The 20,482-nt window shown below is 60.4% G+C and carries 20 protein-coding genes and 1 tRNA gene; 19 read left to right on the forward strand and 2 right to left on the reverse strand.

Annotation, left to right across the window (positions count from 1 at the left end; translation table 11 throughout):
* Positions 1-149: EF-Tu C-terminal domain-related protein (locus tag AC1Y2B_RS21060; protein WP_482254620.1), on the forward strand; the 149-nt coding region annotated here is incomplete at its 5' end.
* A gap of 66 nt (positions 150-215) precedes the next feature.
* On the opposite strand, the gene AC1Y2B_RS21065 is transcribed toward AC1Y2B_RS21060, so the two are convergent.
* Complete coding sequence (locus AC1Y2B_RS21065) at positions 216-545, reverse strand: hypothetical protein (protein ID WP_482255098.1); 330 nt, start codon at positions 543-545, stop codon at positions 216-218.
* A gap of 394 nt (positions 546-939) precedes the next feature.
* Here AC1Y2B_RS21065 and AC1Y2B_RS21070 point away from each other — a divergent pair, with 394 nt between their 5' ends.
* On the forward strand, positions 940-1,455 hold the full coding sequence (locus AC1Y2B_RS21070; protein ID WP_482255099.1) for an alkylphosphonate utilization protein: 516 nt from the start codon (positions 940-942) through the stop codon (positions 1,453-1,455).
* 6 nt (positions 1,456-1,461) lie between these two features.
* On the opposite strand, the gene AC1Y2B_RS21075 is transcribed toward AC1Y2B_RS21070, so the two are convergent.
* Complete coding sequence (locus AC1Y2B_RS21075; protein ID WP_482255100.1) at positions 1,462-1,713, reverse strand: DUF2798 domain-containing protein; 252 nt, start codon at positions 1,711-1,713, stop codon at positions 1,462-1,464.
* Positions 1,714-1,805: 92 nt separating this feature from the next.
* Between AC1Y2B_RS21075 and AC1Y2B_RS21080 the strand changes: the two genes are divergently transcribed.
* From AC1Y2B_RS21080 to AC1Y2B_RS21160, 17 genes are all read left to right on the forward strand, one after another.
* Positions 1,806-1,881, forward strand: a tRNA-Trp gene (locus tag AC1Y2B_RS21080).
* Between the two features lie 92 nt (positions 1,882-1,973).
* Positions 1,974-2,171: a preprotein translocase subunit SecE gene (secE, locus tag AC1Y2B_RS21085; protein WP_482255101.1), complete on the forward strand. Its 198-nt coding sequence runs from the start codon at positions 1,974-1,976 to the stop codon at positions 2,169-2,171.
* 191 nt (positions 2,172-2,362) lie between these two features.
* Positions 2,363-2,896: a transcription termination/antitermination protein NusG gene (nusG, locus tag AC1Y2B_RS21090; RefSeq protein WP_482255102.1), complete on the forward strand. Its 534-nt coding sequence runs from the start codon at positions 2,363-2,365 to the stop codon at positions 2,894-2,896.
* A 103-nt stretch (positions 2,897-2,999) separates the two neighbouring features.
* A complete protein-coding gene (gene rplK, locus AC1Y2B_RS21095; RefSeq protein ID WP_482255103.1) occupies positions 3,000-3,452 on the forward strand; it encodes a 50S ribosomal protein L11 in 453 nt (150 codons plus the stop codon).
* Positions 3,453-3,455: 3 nt separating this feature from the next.
* Positions 3,456-4,154, forward strand: a complete 699-nt coding sequence (gene rplA / locus AC1Y2B_RS21100; protein WP_482255104.1) for a 50S ribosomal protein L1 — start codon at positions 3,456-3,458, stop codon at positions 4,152-4,154.
* A 460-nt stretch (positions 4,155-4,614) separates the two neighbouring features.
* Complete coding sequence (gene rplJ, locus AC1Y2B_RS21105; RefSeq protein WP_482255105.1) at positions 4,615-5,130, forward strand: 50S ribosomal protein L10; 516 nt, start codon at positions 4,615-4,617, stop codon at positions 5,128-5,130.
* 71 nt (positions 5,131-5,201) lie between these two features.
* Positions 5,202-5,576 (forward strand): 50S ribosomal protein L7/L12, encoded by a 375-nt coding sequence (gene rplL, locus AC1Y2B_RS21110; RefSeq protein WP_482255106.1) that lies wholly within the window; start codon positions 5,202-5,204, stop codon positions 5,574-5,576.
* Between the two features lie 241 nt (positions 5,577-5,817).
* On the forward strand, positions 5,818-9,951 hold the full coding sequence (rpoB, locus tag AC1Y2B_RS21115; RefSeq protein ID WP_482255107.1) for a DNA-directed RNA polymerase subunit beta: 4,134 nt from the start codon (positions 5,818-5,820) through the stop codon (positions 9,949-9,951).
* 103 nt (positions 9,952-10,054) lie between these two features.
* Positions 10,055-14,302, forward strand: a complete 4,248-nt coding sequence (gene rpoC / locus AC1Y2B_RS21120; RefSeq protein WP_482255108.1) for a DNA-directed RNA polymerase subunit beta' — start codon at positions 10,055-10,057, stop codon at positions 14,300-14,302.
* A 77-nt stretch (positions 14,303-14,379) separates the two neighbouring features.
* Entirely contained in the window at positions 14,380-15,267 is an 888-nt protein-coding gene (locus tag AC1Y2B_RS21125; protein WP_482255109.1) for a DMT family transporter, read from the forward strand.
* 54 nt (positions 15,268-15,321) lie between these two features.
* Positions 15,322-16,041, forward strand: a complete 720-nt coding sequence (locus AC1Y2B_RS21130; protein ID WP_482255110.1) for a glycosyltransferase family 2 protein — start codon at positions 15,322-15,324, stop codon at positions 16,039-16,041.
* Entirely contained in the window at positions 16,042-16,341 is a 300-nt protein-coding gene (locus tag AC1Y2B_RS21135; RefSeq protein ID WP_482255111.1) for a lipid-A-disaccharide synthase N-terminal domain-containing protein, read from the forward strand.
* Positions 16,338-17,024, forward strand: coding sequence for a phosphatase PAP2 family protein (locus AC1Y2B_RS21140; RefSeq protein WP_482255112.1), 687 nt, complete (start codon positions 16,338-16,340; stop codon positions 17,022-17,024). The genes AC1Y2B_RS21135 and AC1Y2B_RS21140 overlap by 4 nt, the downstream gene beginning before the upstream one ends.
* Positions 17,025-17,260: 236 nt before the next feature.
* Positions 17,261-17,632, forward strand: coding sequence for a 30S ribosomal protein S12 (gene rpsL, locus AC1Y2B_RS21145; protein ID WP_482255113.1), 372 nt, complete (start codon positions 17,261-17,263; stop codon positions 17,630-17,632).
* 11 nt (positions 17,633-17,643) lie between these two features.
* Positions 17,644-18,114, forward strand: a complete 471-nt coding sequence (rpsG, locus tag AC1Y2B_RS21150; protein ID WP_482255114.1) for a 30S ribosomal protein S7 — start codon at positions 17,644-17,646, stop codon at positions 18,112-18,114.
* Between the two features lie 9 nt (positions 18,115-18,123).
* Positions 18,124-20,247 carry an elongation factor G gene (fusA, locus tag AC1Y2B_RS21155; protein WP_482255115.1) on the forward strand — a complete coding sequence of 708 codons (2,124 nt, stop codon included), beginning with the start codon at positions 18,124-18,126 and terminating at the stop codon, positions 20,245-20,247.
* An 86-nt stretch (positions 20,248-20,333) separates the two neighbouring features.
* Positions 20,334-20,482 (forward strand): GTP-binding protein (locus tag AC1Y2B_RS21160; RefSeq protein ID WP_482255116.1); only part of this gene is annotated, 149 nt, incomplete at its 3' end.

Genomic DNA, 20,482 nt, shown 5'->3' on the forward strand with positions numbered 1-20,482 from the left:
CCGGCACCGAGATGGTGATGCCGGGCGACAACCTGAAGTTCAACGTCACGCTGATCGCGCCCATCGCGATGGAAGAAAAACTCCGCTTCGCCATCCGCGAAGGCGGCCGCACCGTCGGCGCAGGCGTCGTCTCTAAAATTATCAAGTGATCTGAAGTCGGATGGGAAGTTTTCCCATCCTAGCTTGGAAGGGCCGTCCCCCGGGGCGGCCCTTTGCTATTGCAGCCGTGCCGCGACAAGGGCTGTGACCTTGGCATCGTGCAACGCGGCCACCAGCAGGGCCGCCTGGGCCTTTTGCCCCAGTGCGGCCATCACCGGGGCGACCCGCTCTTGCAGCAAGTATGCGAAGCGGATCGGATCAGGCACCGCCGCCAGTGGCGCGATGGTGGAGAGTGCCCCCGCAACATCGCCTCGCCCGATCTCAGCCTCTCCCAGCTGATAAAGCCATTTGGCCTGGTCTTCTTGCGGAAACAGCGCCACAAGAGCCTGACCCCGCGCCGGATCATGGTCAAGATGGGCATGGGCTGGATCGGGATCATCCTTCAACAGCCTTGCTAGAAGTGCGCTGCGCGTGCGTGCGGCGTCGGCGGCGCCCTCCTGCTTCTGTGCACAGGCGTCGGCCAGTTAACCCAAAACCAGAACCGCTGGCGTTGAGGCCTCATCCGCCTGTCGCAGGGCCATCTGAACGACGCAAGCCTGCCTCGGCTCTGGCAGACGGTCTTGCGCGGTCCCCCCCCAGCGGGGTCAGGAAAAGGATCAGGGCGACGGTCTTCGCGGCGCGCTCCAAAGATTTCGCCACGCGCCAACACCGAAACCGGGCCGAAGTTTGACCTGTTGCCTTTGGCTTCATCTTTCCCCTTGCCCCGCAGCGCCCTTCGTCGCATCCAACGCCCGAACCGTAGGATGGGCAACCGGCCCCTCTTCCCGAAAGGCTGATCCCATGACCTGCGTCCTTTGCGCCGCCCCCGAAGCCATCCTGATCACCCTCCCCCCGGGCGAAGATCAAGCCCTGCTCTGCCCCATCTGCGCGGCCGCCTTGGTGGGCACCGTCACACCCGGTCCGCGTTGGCGCTGTCTGGGTGATGCGATCTGGGCGGCAGAGGCGCCGACCCAGATTGCCGCCTTCCGCTTGCTGAAGGCCCTTGCAGGCGAGGCCTGGGCCGCAGACCTGCTTAACAGCGTTTATCTGGAGCCTGACGTGCTGGCCCGTGCCGAGGCGGGCCTTGCCGAAGCCGAAACGGTGATCGAGCACCGCGACAGCAACGGCGTGCTGCTGGCTGCGGGTGATACCGTGGTGCTGATCAAGGATCTGCCGGTCAAGGGGTCATCCATGGTGGCAAAGCGCGGTACGGCGGTGCGCGCGATCCGGCTGGTGCGTGACAATGCCGGGCAGATCGAGGGGCGGGTCAATGACCAGACCATCGTGATCCTGACCCAGTTCGTGAAGAAGTCCTGAAGCGTTTCAGCCCTTGGTGACCAGCCGGGCGACGATCCGTCGGGTCAAGGGGGCCACGACGAGCACGATGGGAAAAGCTGTCGCCCAGCTGAGGGCCCAATTGCCCATCCAGACGGCGGGAAACACCCCGCCAAAGCCAATCGCCCGAAAGGTCGATAGGCCGGAAACGATCAGCGACATCATGCCAGACAGCAGAAAACCGAACAGGATCGGCGCGTAGCGGGCTGGGATCATGGCAAACTCCGTCAATGTGGCCATGGTGTCGCCCGGCTTGTGCGAGGCCACAAGCAGATTCCTGACAGAGCCCCTTGATTTCCCCCCGAACCTGCCGTAACTCCCGCCGCAGGCCTAGGAGTTTAGCTCAGTTGGTAGAGCATCGGTCTCCAAAACCGAGGGTCGTGGGTTCGAGTCCCCCAACTCCTGCCAGCCTTTTCCATATTTGACATGCGGTGGCTTCGGCCTTGAATTTGCGGGGCCAACCGCGTATCTGCCCCTAAACCCTTAAAGGCGGACTTAGCATGGCCACGACCAACCCGATCCAGTTCATCCAGCAGGTGCGCTCTGAAGTGGCGAAGGTCGCTTGGCCGTCGCGTCGTGAAGTCATTCTGACCACGATCATGGTATTTGCCATGGCCGCCCTGACCGCAACCTTCTTCAGCCTTGTCGATGTGTTGATCAAATCCGGTCTGACCTTCATTCTCAGCACCTTCCATTAAGACCCCTCGGGCGACGGCGGGCCGATTTTCCTTGAATTGAGGCGTGTGGGACTGTATCCCGCCGCAAGTTCTGGGGACATTCGGCGCGCAGCGATTCGGCGGCGCGCTGTTTTTTGTTCCCTCGCGCGGACAGTCCGCGCACAACGCAGACGTCTCTGGCAAGGGCCAGGGCATGAAAAGGTGGACGTGGCATGGCCAAGCGCTGGTATTCGGTTTCCGTTCTCTCGAACTTCGAGAAGAAAGTGGCCGAGGCAATCAAGACCGCTGTAGCCGAAGCCGGGATGCAGGAAGAAATCGACGAAGTTCTGGTGCCGACCGAAGAAGTCATCGAAGTGCGTCGGGGCAAGAAGGTCACGTCAGAGCGGCGTTTCATGCCCGGCTATGTGCTGGTGCGGATGGAAATGTCGAGCAAGGGCTATCACCTGATCTCTTCGATCAACCGCGTCACCGGGTTCCTTGGTCCGCAGGGCAAGCCGATGCCGATGCGTGATGCCGAAGTGAACGGCATCCTGAACCGCGTCGAAGAGGGTGAGATCGCGCCGCGCAATCTGATCCGCTACGACATCGGCGAAAAGGTCAAGGTCACCGACGGCCCGTTCGAGGGCTTCGATGGCATGGTCGAGGAAGTGGACGAGGCGCACAGCCGCCTGAAGGTGTCCGTCTCGATCTTCGGACGGGCAACGCCCGTCGAACTGGAATTCACTCAGGTGTCCAAGGGCATGTGAGTGTTTCGTGTGGGAGGCGAGCGCCTTTCGGGGTGACGGACCGGACCACTAAACCGCGACCTTGCCGAATGAGCGGCGGGCGCAGTGATAAAGGAGAGGCCACATGGCCAAGAAGATTATCGGCAGCCTGAAGCTGCAAGTTAAGGCGGGTCAAGCCAACCCGTCCCCGCCGGTCGGTCCGGCACTGGGTCAACGCGGCCTGAACATCATGATGTTCGTGAAGGAATTCAACGCGAAGACCGCTGACCTGCCGCTGGGCACGCCCACCCCGGTCATCATCACATACTATCAGGACAAGTCCTTCAGCCTTGAGTTCAAGACCGCTCCGGCGTCTTTCCTGCTCAAGCAAGCTGCTGGCCTTCCGCTGGTCGGCAAGCGCAACCGCGCCAAGGGTTCGGTCAAGCCGGGCCACACCGTTGCCGGTTCCGTCTCGGTCGCACAGATCCGCAAGATCGCCGAAACCAAGATGAAAGACCTCAACGCCAATTCGATCGAAGCGGCGATGAACATCATCCTGGGCTCTGCGAAGTCCTGCGGCATCGAGATCAAGGGGTAAGTCATGGCCAAAGTTGGAAAACGTACCCGTGCCGCCGAAGCCGTCTTCGCTGGCAAGAGCCTGCTCGCCGTTGAAGCTGCTGTTGCGCTGATCAAGTCTGCCGCCTCGGCCAAGTTCGACGAGACGCTGGAAATCGCGCTGAACCTCGGCGTGGACCCGCGTCACGCGGACCAGATGGTCCGTGGCGTGGTGCAACTGCCGAATGGCACCGGCAAGACCGTGCGCGTCGCCGTGTTCGCCCGTGGCGCCAAAGCTGATGAAGCCAAGGCCGCTGGTGCGGATATCGTTGGCGCCGAAGACCTGATGGAAACCATCCAGTCCGGCAAGATCGAGTTCGACCGTTGCATCGCAACGCCGGACATGATGCCGCTGGTGGGCCGTCTGGGCAAGATCCTGGGCCCGCGCAACCTGATGCCGAACCCGAAGGTCGGCACCGTGACGATGGACGTCAAGACCGCTGTGACCGCTGCCAAGGGCGGCGAAGTGCAGTTCAAGGTTGAGAAGGCCGGCGTCATCCATGCCGGTATCGGCAAGGTTTCGTTCTCGGATGAAAAGCTGGCGCAAAACGTTCGTGCGTTTGTGGAAGCCGTGAGCCGCGCCAAGCCCGCAGGGGCCAAGGGCACTTACCTGAAGAAGGTCTCGCTGGCCTCGACCATGGGCCCGGGCGTTTCCGTGGAACTTGCCTCGGCCACCGCACGCTAAGTCTGCAGGACTTGAAAATTGAGCCACCGGCAGCATCGCTGCTGGTGGCTTTTGCTTTGCGACGGATGCCGGGGCAGGGAGCTTGCGTTTGGCGATGAATGCGTTGATGCATTTGGTCAAGAATTGTAGTATCCTCTGACGGTGATAGGCCGGAGGTTCATGGCCTGTCGAGTTGCGTCCACGGCACGCGCATCGCTGATTGCGCCGGCCCAGTCTTCCCTGTATTGACCAAGTCTGTTCAAGCTTCGTGATTCGTCACGATGTTTGGGCGTGCTTTGTCCGAGACGGTGGGTGCCTTCGCAAGAATGCTTAATTTCCCTCCTGAGATGGAGTTCGAACCGATTTCACCGGGGCTTGCCTCGGGCGTCTGCAGGCTCGGAAGACATCATGGACTCGACGCTTTCCGGTAACGGAAGGCAAACATGAGCCGGGGGGAAACCCCCAAACTTGGAGTAAAACTGTGGATAGAGCCCAGAAAGAGCAAGTGGTCGATGAACTCGGCCAGATCTTCGCAAGCTCTGGCGTTGTAGTGGTCGCCCATTACACCGGTATGACAGTTGCCCAGATGCAGACCCTGCGCGCCAAAATGCGCGAAGTGAACGGGTCCGTGCGCGTCGCCAAGAACAAGCTCGCCATGATTGCCCTGGAGGGCAAGCCCGGTCAAAAGATGGGCAAACTCCTCACGGGCATGACCGTTATGGCCTACTCGGAAGACCCCGTCGCTGCGGCGAAGGTCTGCGAGGCCTATGCCAAGACCAACGACAAGTTCGTTATTCTGGGCGGGGCAATGGGCGATGCGGTTCTGGATCCTGCCGGTGTGAAAGCCGTGGCAGCCATGCCGTCGCGTGAGGAAGTTATCGCTTCCATCGCGGCTTGCATCGGTTCGCCCGCGTCGAGCATCGCCGGGTCCATCGGCGCGCCTGCGTCTGCGATCGCAAGCATTCTCTCGACCATCGAGGAGCGGCTTGCCGCCTGAAGCAATTGGTGACCGGGTGTGGATAGTCCTCGCCTCGTTAGAACCCCCATCTCAACCTTACGGAACATAAAATGGCCGATCTGAACAAACTCGCCGAAGACATCGTTGGTCTGACCCTGCTGCAAGCAGTGGAACTGAAGACCATCCTGAAAGACAAGTACGGCATCGAGCCGGCAGCCGGTGGCGCCGTCATGATGGCTGCTGCTCCGGCCGCTGCTGCCGAAGCTGTCGAAGAAAAGACCGAATTTGACGTCGTTCTGACCGAAGCTGGTCCGAACAAGATCAACGTCATCAAGGAAGTCCGCGTCATCACCGGTCTGGGCCTGAAAGAAGCCAAGGACCTGGTTGAAGCCGGCGGCAAAGTGAAAGAAGGCGCGACCAAGGCTGACGCCGAAGCGCTGAAGAAGAAGCTCGAAGAGGCTGGCGCCAAAGTCGAGCTGAAGTAATCCTGCGCCGGGGTTCGTCCCTGGTCTTGGATTTAGCTGGCAGGGTCGGGAGTTTTCCCGGCCCTGCTATGCGCGTCTTGAAAGGTGCTTTTGCGAAAGCCTCTTTCCAGGCGCGGTGATGGTTCGGGAGCCTCCCTAAGGGATGGGGGGCATGAATAGGACCATAACCCCCTATCGCCCGAGTGGCGCGTCCGTGGCCCGACGGAAGCGCGCACTTTGATGATGAAAGGTTACGACGAGCATGGCGCAAGCTTACGTTGGTCAAAAACGTGTCCGCCGGTATTACGGCAAAATCCGTGAAGTTCTGGAGATGCCGAATCTGATCGAGGTGCAGAAAAGCTCCTACGATCTGTTCCTGCGTTCGGGCGAAGGCGACAAGCCGCTGGATGACGAGGGTATCCAGGGCACGTTCCAGTCGGTCTTCCCGATCAAGGATTTCAACGAGACTGCAGTGCTGGAATTCGTCAAGTACGAGCTGGAAAAGCCCAAGTACGACGTCGACGAATGCATGCAGCGCGACCTGACCTATGCAGCGCCCCTGAAGGTGACGCTGCGCCTGATCGTGTTTGATGTTGACGAGGCGACGGGCGCCCGGTCCGTCAAGGACATCAAGGAACAAGACGTCTACATGGGCGACATGCCCCTGATGACGCTGAACGGCACGTTCATCGTGAACGGCACCGAACGTGTGATCGTGTCCCAAATGCACCGCTCCCCCGGCGTGTTCTTCGACCACGACAAGGGCAAGACCCACTCCTCGGGTAAGCTTTTGTTTGCCTGCCGCATCATTCCGTACCGCGGCTCGTGGCTCGACTTCGAATTCGACGCCAAAGACGTGGTCTTCGCGCGCATTGACCGCCGCCGCAAGCTGCCGGTGACGACGCTGCTGTACGCGTTGGGCATGGATCAGGAAGGCATCATGGATGCCTACTATGAAACCGTGATGTTCAACCATGTGAAGAACAAGGGCTGGATTTCGAAGTTCTTCCCCAAGCGCCTGTCCGGTACCCGCCCGACCTTCGATCTGGTCGACGCAGCCACCGGTGAGGTTTTGCTTAAGGGTGGCGACAAGGTGACGCCGAAGATGGCGAACACCTGGGCCAAGGAAGGCAAGATCACGGATCTGCTGCTGCCCTTCGACATGATCGTGGGCCGCTATGTCTCCAAGGACATGATCAACGAAAAGACCGGCGAAATCTGGGTCGAAGCCGGTGACGAACTGACGATGGAGTACGACCGTGATGGCAACGTCAAGGGCGGCACGCTGAAAACGCTTCTGGATCAAGGGATTACCGAGATTCCGGTGCTGGACATCGACAACGTCAACGTCGGTCCGTACATGCGCAACACCATGGCGGTGGACAAGAACATGGGCCGCGACACCGCGCTCATGGACATCTACCGCGTGATGCGTCCGGGCGAACCGCCGACCGTTGAAGCGGCGTCCCAGCTGTTCGACACGCTGTTCTTCGACAAGGAACGCTATGACCTTTCGGCAGTTGGCCGGGTCAAGATGAACATGCGTCTGGATCTGGGTCGCCCCGATACCCAACGCACGCTCGACCGCGCCGATATCGTGGCCTGCATCAAGGCCCTGACCGAACTGCGCGACGGCAAAGGCGAAATCGACGACATCGACCACCTCGGCAACCGCCGGGTTCGTTCTGTCGGCGAGCTGATGGAAAACCAGTACCGCGTTGGTCTGCTGCGCATGGAGCGGGCGATCAAGGAACGCATGTCGTCCGTCGAAATCGACACGATCATGCCGCAAGACCTGATCAACGCCAAACCGGCAGCCGCTGCGGTGCGTGAATTCTTCGGCTCTTCGCAACTGTCGCAGTTCATGGACCAAACCAACCCACTGTCCGAAGTGACGCACAAGCGTCGTCTGTCGGCTCTCGGGCCAGGCGGTCTGACGCGTGAGCGTGCTGGCTTTGAAGTGCGCGACGTTCACCCGACCCACTATGGCCGGATGTGCCCGATTGAAACGCCAGAAGGCCAAAACATCGGCCTGATCAACTCGCTGGCCACCTTTGCCCGCGTGAACAAGTACGGCTTCATCGAAACGCCATACCGCAAGGTGATCGACAACAAGGTGACCGACGAGGTCGTCTACATGTCGGCGACCGAGGAAATGCGTCACACGGTGGCGCAAGCCAACGCGGCGCAGGATGCCGAAGGTCACTTCACCGACGACCTGATTTCCTCGCGGAAAGCAGGCGAATTCATGCTGAACCCGCCGGATGCGATCGACCTGATCGACGTCTCGCCGAAGCAGCTTGTGTCGGTTGCAGCCTCGCTGATCCCGTTCCTTGAAAACGACGACGCCAACCGCGCCCTGATGGGCTCGAACATGCAACGTCAGGCGGTTCCGCTGCTGCAATCTGATGCCCCCTTTGTGGGCACCGGCATTGAAGCGGTTGTGGCGCGTGACTCGGGTGCGGCGATCATGGCCCGTCGGGCTGGCATCATCGACCAGGTTGACGCGACGCGTATCGTTGTGCGCGCCACGGAAATGCTGGACCCGGCGGAACCGGGCGTCGACATCTACCGTCTGCGCAAGTTCAAGCGGTCGAACCAGTCGTCCTGCATCAACCAGCGTCCGCTGGTGAAGGTGGGTGACGTTGTGGTGCGTGGCGAAGTGGTGGCCGATGGCCCCTGCACCGACATGGGCGAACTGGCCCTTGGCCGGAACGTCATCGTGGCCTTCATGCCGTGGAATGGCTACAACTACGAAGACTCGATCCTGATTTCGGAACGCATTCTGAAAGACGACGTGTTCACCTCGATCCACATCGAAGAATACGAAGTCGCAGCGCGTGACACGAAGCTGGGGCCAGAGGAAATCACCCGCGACATTCCGAACGTCGGTGAAGAAGCGCTGCGTAACCTCGACGAGGCGGGCATCGTCTACATCGGCGCCGAAGTGCAACCGGGCGACATTCTGGTTGGCAAGATCACCCCCAAGGGTGAATCGCCGATGACGCCGGAAGAAAAGCTGCTGCGCGCCATCTTCGGTGAAAAAGCGTCTGACGTCCGCGACACCAGCCTGCGTCTGCCGCCGGGGGCTTATGGCACGATCGTGGAAGTCCGCGTCTTCAACCGTCATGGTGTCGACAAGGACGAACGCGCTCTGCAGATCGAGCGTGAGGAAATCGAACGCCTCGCCCGCGACCGGGACGACGAGCTGACCATTCTGGAGCGGAACATCTATTCGCGCCTGAAAACTTTGGTCACCGGCAAGACCGCTGTCAAAGGTCCGAAGGGTGTCAAAGCCGGCTCAACCATTGACGAAGAGCTGCTGGGTACCCTGTCCAAGGGTCAGTGGTGGCAACTCGCCTTGGCGGAAGAGTCTGACGCCAAGGATGTCGAAGCCCTGCACGACCAGTTCGAAGCGCAGAAACGCGCGCTCGACAACCGTTTCGACGACAAGGTCGAAAAGGTCCGTCGCGGCGACGATCTGCCTCCGGGCGTGATGAAGATGGTCAAAGTTTTCGTCGCGGTGAAGCGCAAGCTTCAACCGGGCGACAAGATGGCCGGTCGTCACGGCAACAAGGGTGTTATCTCCAAAGTCGTCCCCGTCGAGGATATGCCTTTCCTCGCCGATGGCACTGCGGTTGACCTCGTTCTGAACCCGCTCGGCGTGCCGTCGCGGATGAACGTGGGCCAGATCCTTGAGACGCATATGGGTTGGGCCGCACGCGGTCTGGGCCTGAAGATCGACGAAGCGCTGAAGGATTATCGTCGTCATGGCGATATGACACCGGTGCGCGAAGCGATGCGTCTGGCTTACGGCGATGAGACCTACGAAGAAGCCTTCGCCGATCGCAACGAGGCCGACTTCCTGGAACTCGCGGGTAACGTGACCCGTGGCGTCCCGATCGCCTCGCCGGTGTTCGACGGCGCCAAGGAGTCGGATGTCAACGATGCGCTGACCCGCGCTGGTTTTGACACCTCGGGTCAGTCGGTGGTCTTCGATGGCCGTTCGGGCGAACAGTTCGCCCGCAAGGTCACGGTTGGCGTGAAATACATGCTGAAACTCCACCACCTGGTGGATGACAAGCTGCACGCCCGTTCGACCGGTCCGTACTCGCTGGTCACGCAGCAGCCGCTGGGTGGTAAGGCGCAGTTCGGTGGTCAGCGTCTGGGGGAAATGGAGGTCTGGGCCCTTGAGGCTTACGGCGCCGCCTATACCCTGCAGGAAATGCTGACTGTGAAGTCGGATGACGTGGCAGGCCGGACCAAGGTCTACGAAAGCATCGTCAAGGGTGAGGACAACTTCGAAGCCGGCGTGCCGGAATCGTTCAACGTCCTTGTCAAGGAAGTGCGTGGCCTCGGCCTCAACATGGAACTCCTGGATGCGGAGGAAGAGTGAAGCGGTAGGTGCGCCGTAAAGGCGCACCCTACGTAGGGTGCGCATTCATTGCGCACCTTCATCGCAAAACCTTTCCCCGCCGCCCCCATTCTCAGGAATAGAAATGAACCAGGAACTCAGCACCAACCCGTTCAATCCGGTCGCCCCGGTGAAAACCTTCGACGAGATCAAGATCTCGCTCGCCTCGCCGGAACGGATCCTTTCGTGGTCCTATGGCGAGATCAAGAAGCCCGAGACCATCAACTACCGGACGTTCAAGCCCGAGCGTGACGGTCTGTTCTGCGCCCGGATCTTCGGGCCGATCAAAGATTACGAATGCCTTTGCGGCAAATACAAGCGCATGAAATATCGCGGCGTTGTCTGCGAAAAGTGCGGCGTGGAAGTCACCCTGCAAAAGGTGCGGCGCGAGCGGATGGGCCATATCGAGCTGGCCGCTCCGGTTGCGCATATCTGGTTCCTCAAGTCCTTGCCTAGCCGGATCGGCCTGATGCTGGACATGACCCTGCGGGATCTGGAACGCATCCTCTACTTCGAAAACTATGTGGTGATCGAGCCGGGTCTGACCGACCTGACCTATTGCCAGATGCTGACCGAAGAGGAATTCCTCGACGCGCAAGACCAGTACGGCGCTGACGCCTTCACCGCCAACATCGGCGCGGAAGCGATCCGCGAAATGCTGGTTGCCATCGACCTCGAGTCGCTGGCCGATCAGCTGCGTGCTGACCTCAAGGAAGCCACGGGCGAATTGAAGCCGAAGAAGATCATCAAGCGTTTGAAGATCGTCGAAAGCTTCCTGGAATCCGGCAACCGTCCGGAGTGGATGGTTCTGACCGTGCTTCCGGTCATCCCGCCGGAACTGCGCCCGCTGGTTCCGCTGGATGGCGGCCGCTTTGCCACGTCTGACCTCAACGACCTGTACCGCCGCGTCATCAACCGCAACAACCGTCTGAAGCGTCTGATCGAACTGCGTGCGCCCGACATCATCGTGCGCAACGAAAAGCGGATGCTGCAGGAAGCTGTCGATGCCCTGTTCGACAACGGCCGTCGTGGCCGTGTCATCACCGGCACCAACAAGCGCCCGTTGAAGTCGCTGTCCGACATGCTGAAAGGCAAGCAGGGCCGCTTCCGTCAGAACTTGCTCGGCAAGCGCGTCGACTTCTCGGGTCGTTCGGTCATCGTGACCGGCCCGGAGTTGAAGCTGCACCAGTGCGGCCTGCCGAAGAAGATGGCGTTGGAGCTGTTCAAGCCGTTCATCTACTCGCGTCTGGAAGCCAAGGGTCTGTCTTCGACCGTCAAGCAAGCCAAGAAGCTGGTGGAAAAAGAGCGCCCGGAAGTCTGGGATATCCTGGATGAAGTCATCCGCGAACATCCCGTGTTGCTGAACCGCGCTCCGACGCTGCACCGCTTGGGCATTCAGGCGTTTGAACCGATCCTGATCGAAGGCAAGGCGATCCAGCTGCACCCGCTGGTCTGCTCGGCTTTCAACGCCGACTTCGACGGCGACCAGATGGCTGTGCACGTGCCGCTGTCCTTGGAAGCGCAGCTTGAAGCCCGCGTTCTGATGATGTCGACGAACAACGTTCTGTCGCCCGCCAACGGCGCGCCGATCATTGTTCCGTCGCAGGACATGGTTCTGGGCATCTACTACGTGACGATGGAACGCAAAGGCATGGTTGGCGAGGGCATGGCCTTCACCGACATCGACGAAGTCGAGCATGCTTTGGCTTCGGGTGCCGTTCACCTGCACGCCAAGATCAAGGCCCGCCTCCGTCAAGTTGACGAAGAGGGCAACATCGTCTGGAAGCGTTTTGATACGACCCCCGGCCGTCTGCGCTTGGGCAATATCATGCCGCTGAATGCCAAGGCACCGTTTGACCTCGTCAACCGTCTGCTGCGGAAAAAGGACGTGCAGTCTGTCATCGACACCGTCTACCGCTACTGCGGTCAGAAAGAGTCGGTGATCTTCTGCGACCAGATCATGGGTCTGGGCTTCAAAGAGGCCTTCCGTGCAGGGATTTCCTTCGGCAAGGACGACATGCTGATCCCGGACACCAAGTGGCCGATCGTCAACGAAGTCCGCGATCAGGTGAAAGAGTTCGAACAGCAGTACATGGACGGCCTGATCACTCAGGGCGAAAAGTACAACAAGGTGGTCGACGCTTGGTCCAAATGCTCGGACAAGGTTGCTGCCGACATGATGTCTGCAATCTCGGCCGTGAAGTACGACGACAACGGTGCCGAGAAGGAACCGAACTCGGTCTACATGATGTCGCACTCCGGGGCCCGGGGTTCGCCAGCGCAGATGAAGCAGCTGGGCGGGATGCGCGGTCTGATGGCCAAGCCTTCGGGCGAGATCATCGAGACGCCGATCATCTCGAACTTCAAGGAAGGTCTGACGGTTCTGGAATACTTCAACTCGACCCACGGCGCCCGTAAGGGCCTCGCGGACACCGCGTTGAAGACCGCGAACTCGGGCTATCTGACCCGTCGTCTGGTGGACGTGGCGCAAGACTGCATCGTGCGTTCGCATGATTGCGGCACCGAGCGCGCGATCACCGCTGACGTCGCCGTCAACGATGGTGAAGTCGTGCAGTCCCTGGCCGAGCGTGTGCTGGGCCGTGTGGCTGCCGATGACATCGTGGTTCCAGCGACCGGCGAAGTGCTGGTGGGTCGTGGTGAGCTGATCGACGAACGCCGCGCAGACCTGATCCATCAGGCTGGCGTCGTGTCCGCCCGTATCCGTTCCCCGCTGACCTGCGAGGCTGAAGAAGGCGTCTGCGCCATGTGCTATGGCCGTGACTTGGCCCGTGGTACTTTGGTCAACCAGGGTGAAGCTGTCGGCATCATCGCCGCGCAGTCCATCGGCGAACCCGGCACGCAGCTGACGATGCGGACGTTCCACATCGGCGGCATCGCGCAGGGCGGCCAACAGTCGTTCCTCGAAGCGTCTCAAGAAGGCAAGATCGAGTTCCGCAACGCCAACCTCTTGTCCAACGTCGCGGGCGAGCAGATTGTCGTTGGTCGGAACATGTCGATCGCCATCGTGGACGAAGCCGGTGCTGACCGGGCCGTGCACAAGCTGACCTATGGTGCGAAGCTGCACGTCAAGGACGGCCAGATGGTCAAGCGCGGCAACAAACTGTTCGAATGGGACCCCTATACCCTGCCGATCATCGCCGAAAAGACCGGCGTGGCGCGGTTCAAGGACCTCATCTCGGGCATTTCGGTCCGCGAAGATACCGACGAAGCGACGGGCATGACCCAGAAGATCGTCTCGGATTGGCGTTCGGCTCCGAAAGGCAACGAACTGAAGCCCGAAGTGATCGTGATGGACCCGGCGACTGGCGAACCGATGCGTTCGGAAACCGGCACGCCGATCACCTACCCGATGTCGGTGGACGCCATTCTGTCCGTCGAAGACGGGCAGGAGATTCGCCCCGGCGACGTTGTGGCGCGTATTCCGCGCGAAGGTGCCAAGACCAAGGACATCACCGGGGGTCTTCCCCGCGTGGCCGAATTGTTCGAAGCCCGTCGCCCGAAGGATCACGCGATCATCGCGGAAACCGACGGCTATGTCCGCTTCGGCAAAGACTACAAGAACAAGCGCCGCATCACCGTTGAACCGGTTGATGAGACGCTGACGGCGGTCGAGTACATGATCCCGAAGGGCAAGCACATTCCGGTTCAGGAAGGCGACTTCGTCCAGAAGGGTGACTACATCATGGACGGCAACCCGGCTCCGCACGATATCTTGCGGATCTTGGGGGTCGAGGCGCTTGCCAACTACATGATCGACGAAGTGCAGGACGTTTATCGTCTGCAAGGCGTGAAGATCAACGACAAGCACATCGAAGTCATCGTGCGCCAGATGCTGCAAAAGTTCGAGATTCTGGACTCGGGTGAGACGACGCTGCTCAAGGGCGAAAACGTCGACAAGGCCGAACTGGATGAGACGAACGCCAAGGCCCATGCCAACGGCATGCGTCCGGCGATTGCCGAGCCGATCCTGTTGGGCATCACCAAGGCGTCGCTGCAGACCCGCAGCTTCATCTCGGCGGCGTCGTTCCAGGAAACCACGCGGGTGCTGACCGAAGCTTCGGTTCAGGGCAAGCGCGACAAACTGGTCGGCCTGAAAGAGAACGTCATCGTGGGTCGTCTGATCCCGGCCGGTACCGGTGGTGCCACCAGCCGCGTGAAGAAGATCGCGACGGATCGTGACCAGACGGTGATTGAGGCGCGCAAGTCCGAAGCGGAAGCGGCAGCTGCCCTTGCAGCACCGCTGGCGGTGATGGACATGGGTGACGACAACGACTCCGGTCTGGTCGACACCATCGAAAGCCGCGGCGAGTAATTGCCCCGGTGACGAAAACACTGGCCCCCTGCCGAAAGGCGGGGGGTCTTTCTATGTGAAGACCGGGGCAGGGCGGCATGGCACTTTCAGACAATTCGCGCGGCATGCTTCTAATGTGCGGCTCGATGCTGGCCTTCACGCTGAACGACACCTTCATGAAAGCCGTGACCGAAGGCGGGTTGCCGCTGTTTCAGGCGATGTTGCAGCGCGGACTCGTCTCGACGGCAGGGCTGTTTCTGATTGCGTCTCGGACCTCTGGCGGCTTGAACCTGTTCCCCGGCGGCAAAGATCGCACGCTTCTGGGATGGCGTACCCTCGGAGAGGTTACGTCCACCCTGACCTTTCTGGTGGCCCTGATCCACATGCCTTTGGCCAACTTGTCGGCCATCATGCAATCCTTGCCGCTGGCCGTGACCTTGACGGCTGCCTTGGTGATGCGCAGCCAAATCGGCTGGCGCAGGCTGGCCGCCATTGTGCTGGGGTTTGTCGGCGTGATGCTGATCGTGCGGCCCGGTGCTGCGGATTTCGACCGCTGGTCTGTGATCGGATTGGCCTCGGTGGCTTGTGTGGTGTTGCGGGATCTGACCACGCGCGCGTTTTCCAGCACGCTGCCGTCGACCACCGGCGCCATATGGGCGTCGGTGGCGGTGACGCTGATGGGGGCGGGCGGGGTTGTGATCAACGGGTGGCAAACCGTCACAGCCGCAGCCCTGGCCGAGACGTCCGGCGGGGCGGTTTTTCTGGTGATCGGCTATCTGTGTGCCATCAAGGCGATGCGGGTGGGGGACCTGTCGGTCGTGGCACCGTTCCGTTACACGTCGCTGCTGTTTGCCATCTTCTTGGGGTGGGCGCGGTTCGGCACTTTGCCGGATGAAATGACTCTGATCGGTGGCGCCGTTGTGGTTGCGTCCGGCATCTACATGCTGCTTCACGAACGAAAACGCCGGCAGGTGCCTGCCAGTTGAATTGCAAGGACCACGGGGCTCCTCTATACGGGCCGGGAACAAGGGCAGCGGATCATGACCAACATCTCCATCGTCATTCCGGCCCGCAACGAGGCCGACAATATTGGTGCCTTGGTGCAAGCCATTGATGCGGCAATGAAACCGATGGCACCGTTTGAGATTATCGTCGTCGATGACGGCTCGACTGACCAGACCGGCGCCATGGTAAGCGGCTTGGGGATGGCCCATGTGCGATTGCTGCGCCATCCAAATTCCGCTGGGCAAAGTGCCGCCGTTCATACCGGGGTTGTGGCGGCGCGCTCGCCCCTGATCTGCACGCTGGACGGCGACGGCCAGAACCCCCCCGAGGAATTGCCGAAGCTGGTGGCACCTTTGCTGGCGGACAAGGCCGGGGTGATCGGGTTGGTGGCGGGCCAAAGGGTCAAGCGTCAGGACACCTGGTCGAAGAAGATCGCTTCTCGTCTTGCCAATGGCCTGCGGGGATGGCTGTTGAAAGATGGCACCAGGGACACCGGCTGCGGTCTGAAAGCCTTCCGGCGTGAAGCGTTTCTGGCGTTGCCCTACTTTGATCACATGCACCGGTATCTGCCAGCTCTGTTCGCCCGAGATGGTTGGCAAGTGGCGCATGTGGATGTCAGCCACCGTGCGCGGGGGGCCGGGGCGTCGAACTATTCCAACGTGCAACGGGCCATGGTTGGTGCCGTGGATCTGCTGGGTGTTGCCTGGCTGCTGCGCCGCCGCAAGAAGGCGAATGCTCTGCCCGAGGAGGCCTGAATGCACACGATCCTGTCCCTGATGCATGCCGATACGGCCGCAGATGCGGTCTGGGTGATTGTTGGCCTGTTGGGCCAGTTGATGTTCACCGGGCGCTTCATCGTGCAATGGCTGGCGTCTGAAAAGGCGGGGCGTTCCGTGGTGCCGGTGGCCTTCTGGTATTTCAGCATCTTCGGCGGTGCCATCGTTCTGGCTTATGGGCTTCACAAGGTGGACCCGGTCATCATCCTGGGCCAATTGCCCGGTGTCGTGATCTACAGCCGCAACCTTTGGCTGATCCGCAACGAGACGCGTGCGTGAGGCTGATCCTCGCATTATTGCTGCTGACACTTTTGGCCAGCGCGGTGTTTGTGACCTTTCCTGCCATCGACCTGGCTGTCTCGACGCGGTTCTTCGATGGAACCCGCTTTCCGATTGAAGCGAATGTGATCATCGAGGCGATCAGAAATCTGCTGATGGCGGCCGAGGACCTGGGTTTCCTTGCGATACTTGCCCTTGCTCTGCGCCGCCGCCCCTTCTTGCACCTGTCGGCGCGTGGCTGGCTTTATCAGACGCTTGTCTTCGTTCTGGGGCCGGGCGTGCTGGTCAATGCCCTTCTCAAGCCGATCTGGGGCAGGCCGCGTCCCTTCCAGATCCAGGACTTCGGCGGTCTCGCCCATTTCACCCCGGCTTGGGTCATCAGTCCCGATTGCTGCGGCTACAGATCCTTTGTCTCTGGCGAGATGGCGGGTGCGACGGCCTTGGCAATTTGTCTGGCCCTAGTGCTGCGCGCGAACCGGGCCAATCTGGGCGCAATTGCCTACCGGAGTGCATGGCTTCTGACCCTTGCCTTTCCGCTGTTCACTTTCTGGCAGCGCGTGGCGGCGGGACGGCATTTTCTGTCAGATGTTGTGCTGGGCTTTTTGCTGGTCGCGCTGCTGGCGGCGACGTTACGGCGCATGGTCGGTGGGCTGGCAGAACGCCAAGCGCTGTTGACTTCCTGACCGATTCCCCCTATCAGCCGCCTACCTTAGCCATAGGTCTATTATGGTTTGGGTCATGACAATGGAACTGGTCACGATCCGGGCGAAAGCCCCGATCCTCTGAAATTCCGCCGCACCGCACCCACGTTGGGAGCGATTGCGGTTTTGGCATTTTGCGGTAGGCGCAAGATGCCGTGTCGAGAAGTGGCGCACCAAGGCTTGGTGCGAGTATTGACAGAGCAACACGAGGAACGTGCATGCCGACTATTCAACAGCTGATCCGCAAACCGCGGGAGGCCCCAGTCCGGAAGTCCAAGTCGCAACACTTGGAAGCCTGCCCCCAGAAGCGCGGCGTTTGCACCCGCGTCTACACCACCACCCCGAAGAAGCCGAACTCCGCTATGCGGAAGGTCGCCAAGGTTCGTCTGACGAACTCCTTCGAAGTGATCTGCTACATTCCCGGTGAAAAGCACAACCTTCAGGAACACTCTGTGGTTCTGATCCGCGGCGGTCGTATCAAGGACTTGCCCGGCGTGCGTTACCACATCCTCCGCGGCGTTCTCGACACGCAAGGCGTCAAGGAACGCCGTCAGCGTCGTTCGAAGTATGGCGCCAAGCGTCCGAAGTGAGGAGATAGAGAATGTCCCGTCGTCACGCCGCTGAAAAGCGCGAAATTCTGCCCGACGCCAAGTATGGTGATCGGGTTCTGACAAAGTTCATGAACAACCTGATGCTGGACGGCAAGAAGTCCGTCGCTGAAGGCATCGTTTATGGCGCCCTGGAACGTGTTCAGACCCGTCTGAAGCGCGAACCGATCCAAGCTTTCCATGAAGCGCTGGACAATGTGAAACCCTCCGTCGAAGTGCGCTCGCGCCGCGTCGGTGGTGCTACGTACCAGGTTCCGGTTGAAGTCCGGACGGAGCGTCGAGAGGCGCTGGCGATCCGTTGGGTCATCACCGCTGCCCGCAAGCGCAACGAGAATACCATGGAAGAACGTCTGGCTGCTGAACTGTCCGACGCGGTGAACAACCGTGGTACGGCCGTGAAGAAGCGCGAAGACACCCACAAGATGGCCGACGCAAATAAAGCGTTCAGCCATTACCGTTGGTAAGGTGGCATTATGGCACGCGAATATCCGCTGAACCGCTACCGGAACTTCGGGATCATCGCTCACATCGACGCGGGTAAGACCACGACGACCGAGCGGATCCTGTACTACACCGGCAAGACCCATAAGATCGGGGAAGTCCACGATGGCGCCGCCACCATGGACTGGATGGAGCAAGAGCAAGAGCGTGGCATCACGATCACCTCTGCTGCCACCACGACCTTCTGGGAACGCCAAGTTGACGCGGGCGAACATACCGGCGCCAAGGACAAGTACCGTTTCAACATCATCGACACCCCCGGCCACGTCGACTTCACCATTGAAGTTGAACGTTCGCTGGCCGTGCTTGATGGCGCTGTCGTTCTCTTGGACGGCAACGCAGGTGTTGAGCCGCAAACCGAAACCGTGTGGCGTCAGGCTGACCGCTACAAGGTTCCGCGTATCGTGTTCGTCAACAAGATGGACAAGACCGGCGCGGATTTCATGAACTGCGTCAAGATGATCGCCGACCGTACCGGCGCTGTCCCCATGCCGATCCAGCTGCCCATTGGCGCTGAAGACAAGCTGGAAGGCATCATCGACCTGATCACCATGGAAGAATGGGTGTATCAGGGCGAAGATCTGGGTGCGTCCTGGGTTCGCCAACCGATCCGCGCCGGCCTGAAGGCTGACGCTGACAAGTGGCGCTACAATATGCTGGAACTCGCGGTCGGCCAAGACGACGCCGCGATGGAAGCTTATCTGGAAGGCAACGAGCCTGACGAAGCCACGCTGCGCGCGCTGATCCGCAAGGGGACGCTTGCGATCGACTTCGTTCCGATTCTGGCCGGTTCGGCGTTCAAGAACAAGGGCGTGCAGCCCATGCTCAACGCCGTGATCGACTTCCTGCCCGATCCGTTGGACGTGCCGGCCTACATGGGCTTCGCACCGGGTGACGAGTCGGAAACGCGCAACATCTCGCGCTCTGCCGATGATGACCAACCCTTCTCGGGTCTGGCCTTCAAGATCATGAACGACCCCTTCATGGGCACCTTGACCTTCACCCGGATCTACTCGGGTCAGGTGAAGAAGGGTGACCAGATCTACAACGCCACGAAGGGCCGCAAAGAACGCATCGGCCGCATGGTAATGATGCATGCCAACAAGCAAGAAGAAATCGCAGAGGCTTTTGCCGGCGATATCATGGCGCTGGCTGGCCTGAAGGAAACCACCACGGGTGACACGCTGTGCGATCCCGCCCATCAGGTGGTTCTGGAAACCATGACCTTCCCGACCCCGGTCATCGAAATCGCCGTGGAACCCAAGACCAAGGCCGACCAGGAAAAGATGGGCATCGCGCTCGCTCGCCTGGCTGCTGAAGATCCGTCGTTCCGCGTCGAAACCGATATCGAATCCGGTCAGACGATCATGAAGGGCATGGGCGAACTTCACCTCGACATCCTCGTTGATCGCATGCGTCGCGAGTTCAAGGTCGAGGCGAATATCGGTGCGCCGCAGGTGGCTTATCGCGAAACGATCTCGCGCGAAGCGGAAATCGACTACACCCACAAGAAGCAGACTGGCGGTACGGGTCAATTCGCCCGCGTCAAACTGATCATCACCCCGACTGAGCCGGGCGTGGGGTATTCGTTCGAGTCCAAGGTTGTTGGCGGTTCGGTTCCGAAGGAATACATCCCCGGCGTCGAAAAAGGCATCAAGTCCGTGATGGACTCAGGCCCGCTCGCTGGCTTCCCTGTGATCGACTTCAAGGTGGCGCTGGTTGACGGCGCATTCCACGACGTCGACTCCTCGGTTCTGGCCTTCGAAATCGCGGCTCGGGCGGGGATGCGTGAGGGTCTGAAGAAGGCCGGCGCCAAACTGCTGGAACCGATCATGAAAGTCGACGTCGTTACTCCGGAAGACTTCACCGGTGGCGTCATCGGCGACCTGACCTCGCGTCGGGGCATGATCCAGGGGCAAGACAGCTTGGGCAACGCCAACATCATTCACGCGATGGTGCCGTTGGCTAATATGTTCGGCTACATCAACACCCTGCGCTCGATGTCTTCGGGACGGGCGACGTTCTCGATGTCGTTCGACCACTATGACGCCGTGCCGCAGAACATCTCGGACGAGATCCAGAAGAAATACGCTTAACCGGTGTGGCGGGGTTAACCCCGCCCTACCACCCCGTAGGGTGGGGTTCACCCCACCGCAACCGAACGACATCAGGAGTTCCCATCATGGGTAAGGCAAAGTTTGAACGGAACAAACCGCACGTCAACATCGGCACGATTGGCCACGTTGACCACGGCAAGACGACCTTGACGGCTGCGATCACGAAGTATTTCGGTGAATTCCGCGCCTACGACCAGATCGACGGCGCGCCGGA

The sequence above is a fragment of the Stagnihabitans sp. genome, assembly GCF_964946895.1.

Excerpts from the sequence above, each read along its gene's own strand:
- rplA (WP_482255104.1), top strand. The coding sequence starts at position 3,456 with ATGGCCAAAGTTGGAAAACGTACCCGTGCCGCCGAAGCCGTCTTCGCT.
- rpoB (WP_482255107.1), top strand. The coding sequence starts at position 5,818 with ATGGCGCAAGCTTACGTTGGTCAAAAACGTGTCCGCCGGTATTACGGC.
- rpoC (WP_482255108.1), top strand. The coding sequence starts at position 10,055 with ATGAACCAGGAACTCAGCACCAACCCGTTCAATCCGGTCGCCCCGGTG.
- AC1Y2B_RS21135 (WP_482255111.1), top strand. The coding sequence starts at position 16,042 with ATGCACACGATCCTGTCCCTGATGCATGCCGATACGGCCGCAGATGCG.
- AC1Y2B_RS21075 (WP_482255100.1), bottom strand. The coding sequence starts at position 1,713 with ATGGCCACATTGACGGAGTTTGCCATGATCCCAGCCCGCTACGCGCCG.
- rplK (WP_482255103.1), top strand. The coding sequence starts at position 3,000 with ATGGCCAAGAAGATTATCGGCAGCCTGAAGCTGCAAGTTAAGGCGGGT.
- fusA (WP_482255115.1), top strand. The coding sequence starts at position 18,124 with ATGGCACGCGAATATCCGCTGAACCGCTACCGGAACTTCGGGATCATC.
- rpsL (WP_482255113.1), top strand. The coding sequence starts at position 17,261 with ATGCCGACTATTCAACAGCTGATCCGCAAACCGCGGGAGGCCCCAGTC.
- nusG (WP_482255102.1), top strand. The coding sequence starts at position 2,363 with ATGGCCAAGCGCTGGTATTCGGTTTCCGTTCTCTCGAACTTCGAGAAG.
- secE (WP_482255101.1), top strand. The coding sequence starts at position 1,974 with ATGGCCACGACCAACCCGATCCAGTTCATCCAGCAGGTGCGCTCTGAA.
- AC1Y2B_RS21130 (WP_482255110.1), top strand. The coding sequence starts at position 15,322 with ATGACCAACATCTCCATCGTCATTCCGGCCCGCAACGAGGCCGACAAT.
- rpsG (WP_482255114.1), top strand. The coding sequence starts at position 17,644 with ATGTCCCGTCGTCACGCCGCTGAAAAGCGCGAAATTCTGCCCGACGCC.
- AC1Y2B_RS21125 (WP_482255109.1), top strand. The coding sequence starts at position 14,380 with ATGGCACTTTCAGACAATTCGCGCGGCATGCTTCTAATGTGCGGCTCG.
- rplL (WP_482255106.1), top strand. The coding sequence starts at position 5,202 with ATGGCCGATCTGAACAAACTCGCCGAAGACATCGTTGGTCTGACCCTG.
- AC1Y2B_RS21070 (WP_482255099.1), top strand. The coding sequence starts at position 940 with ATGACCTGCGTCCTTTGCGCCGCCCCCGAAGCCATCCTGATCACCCTC.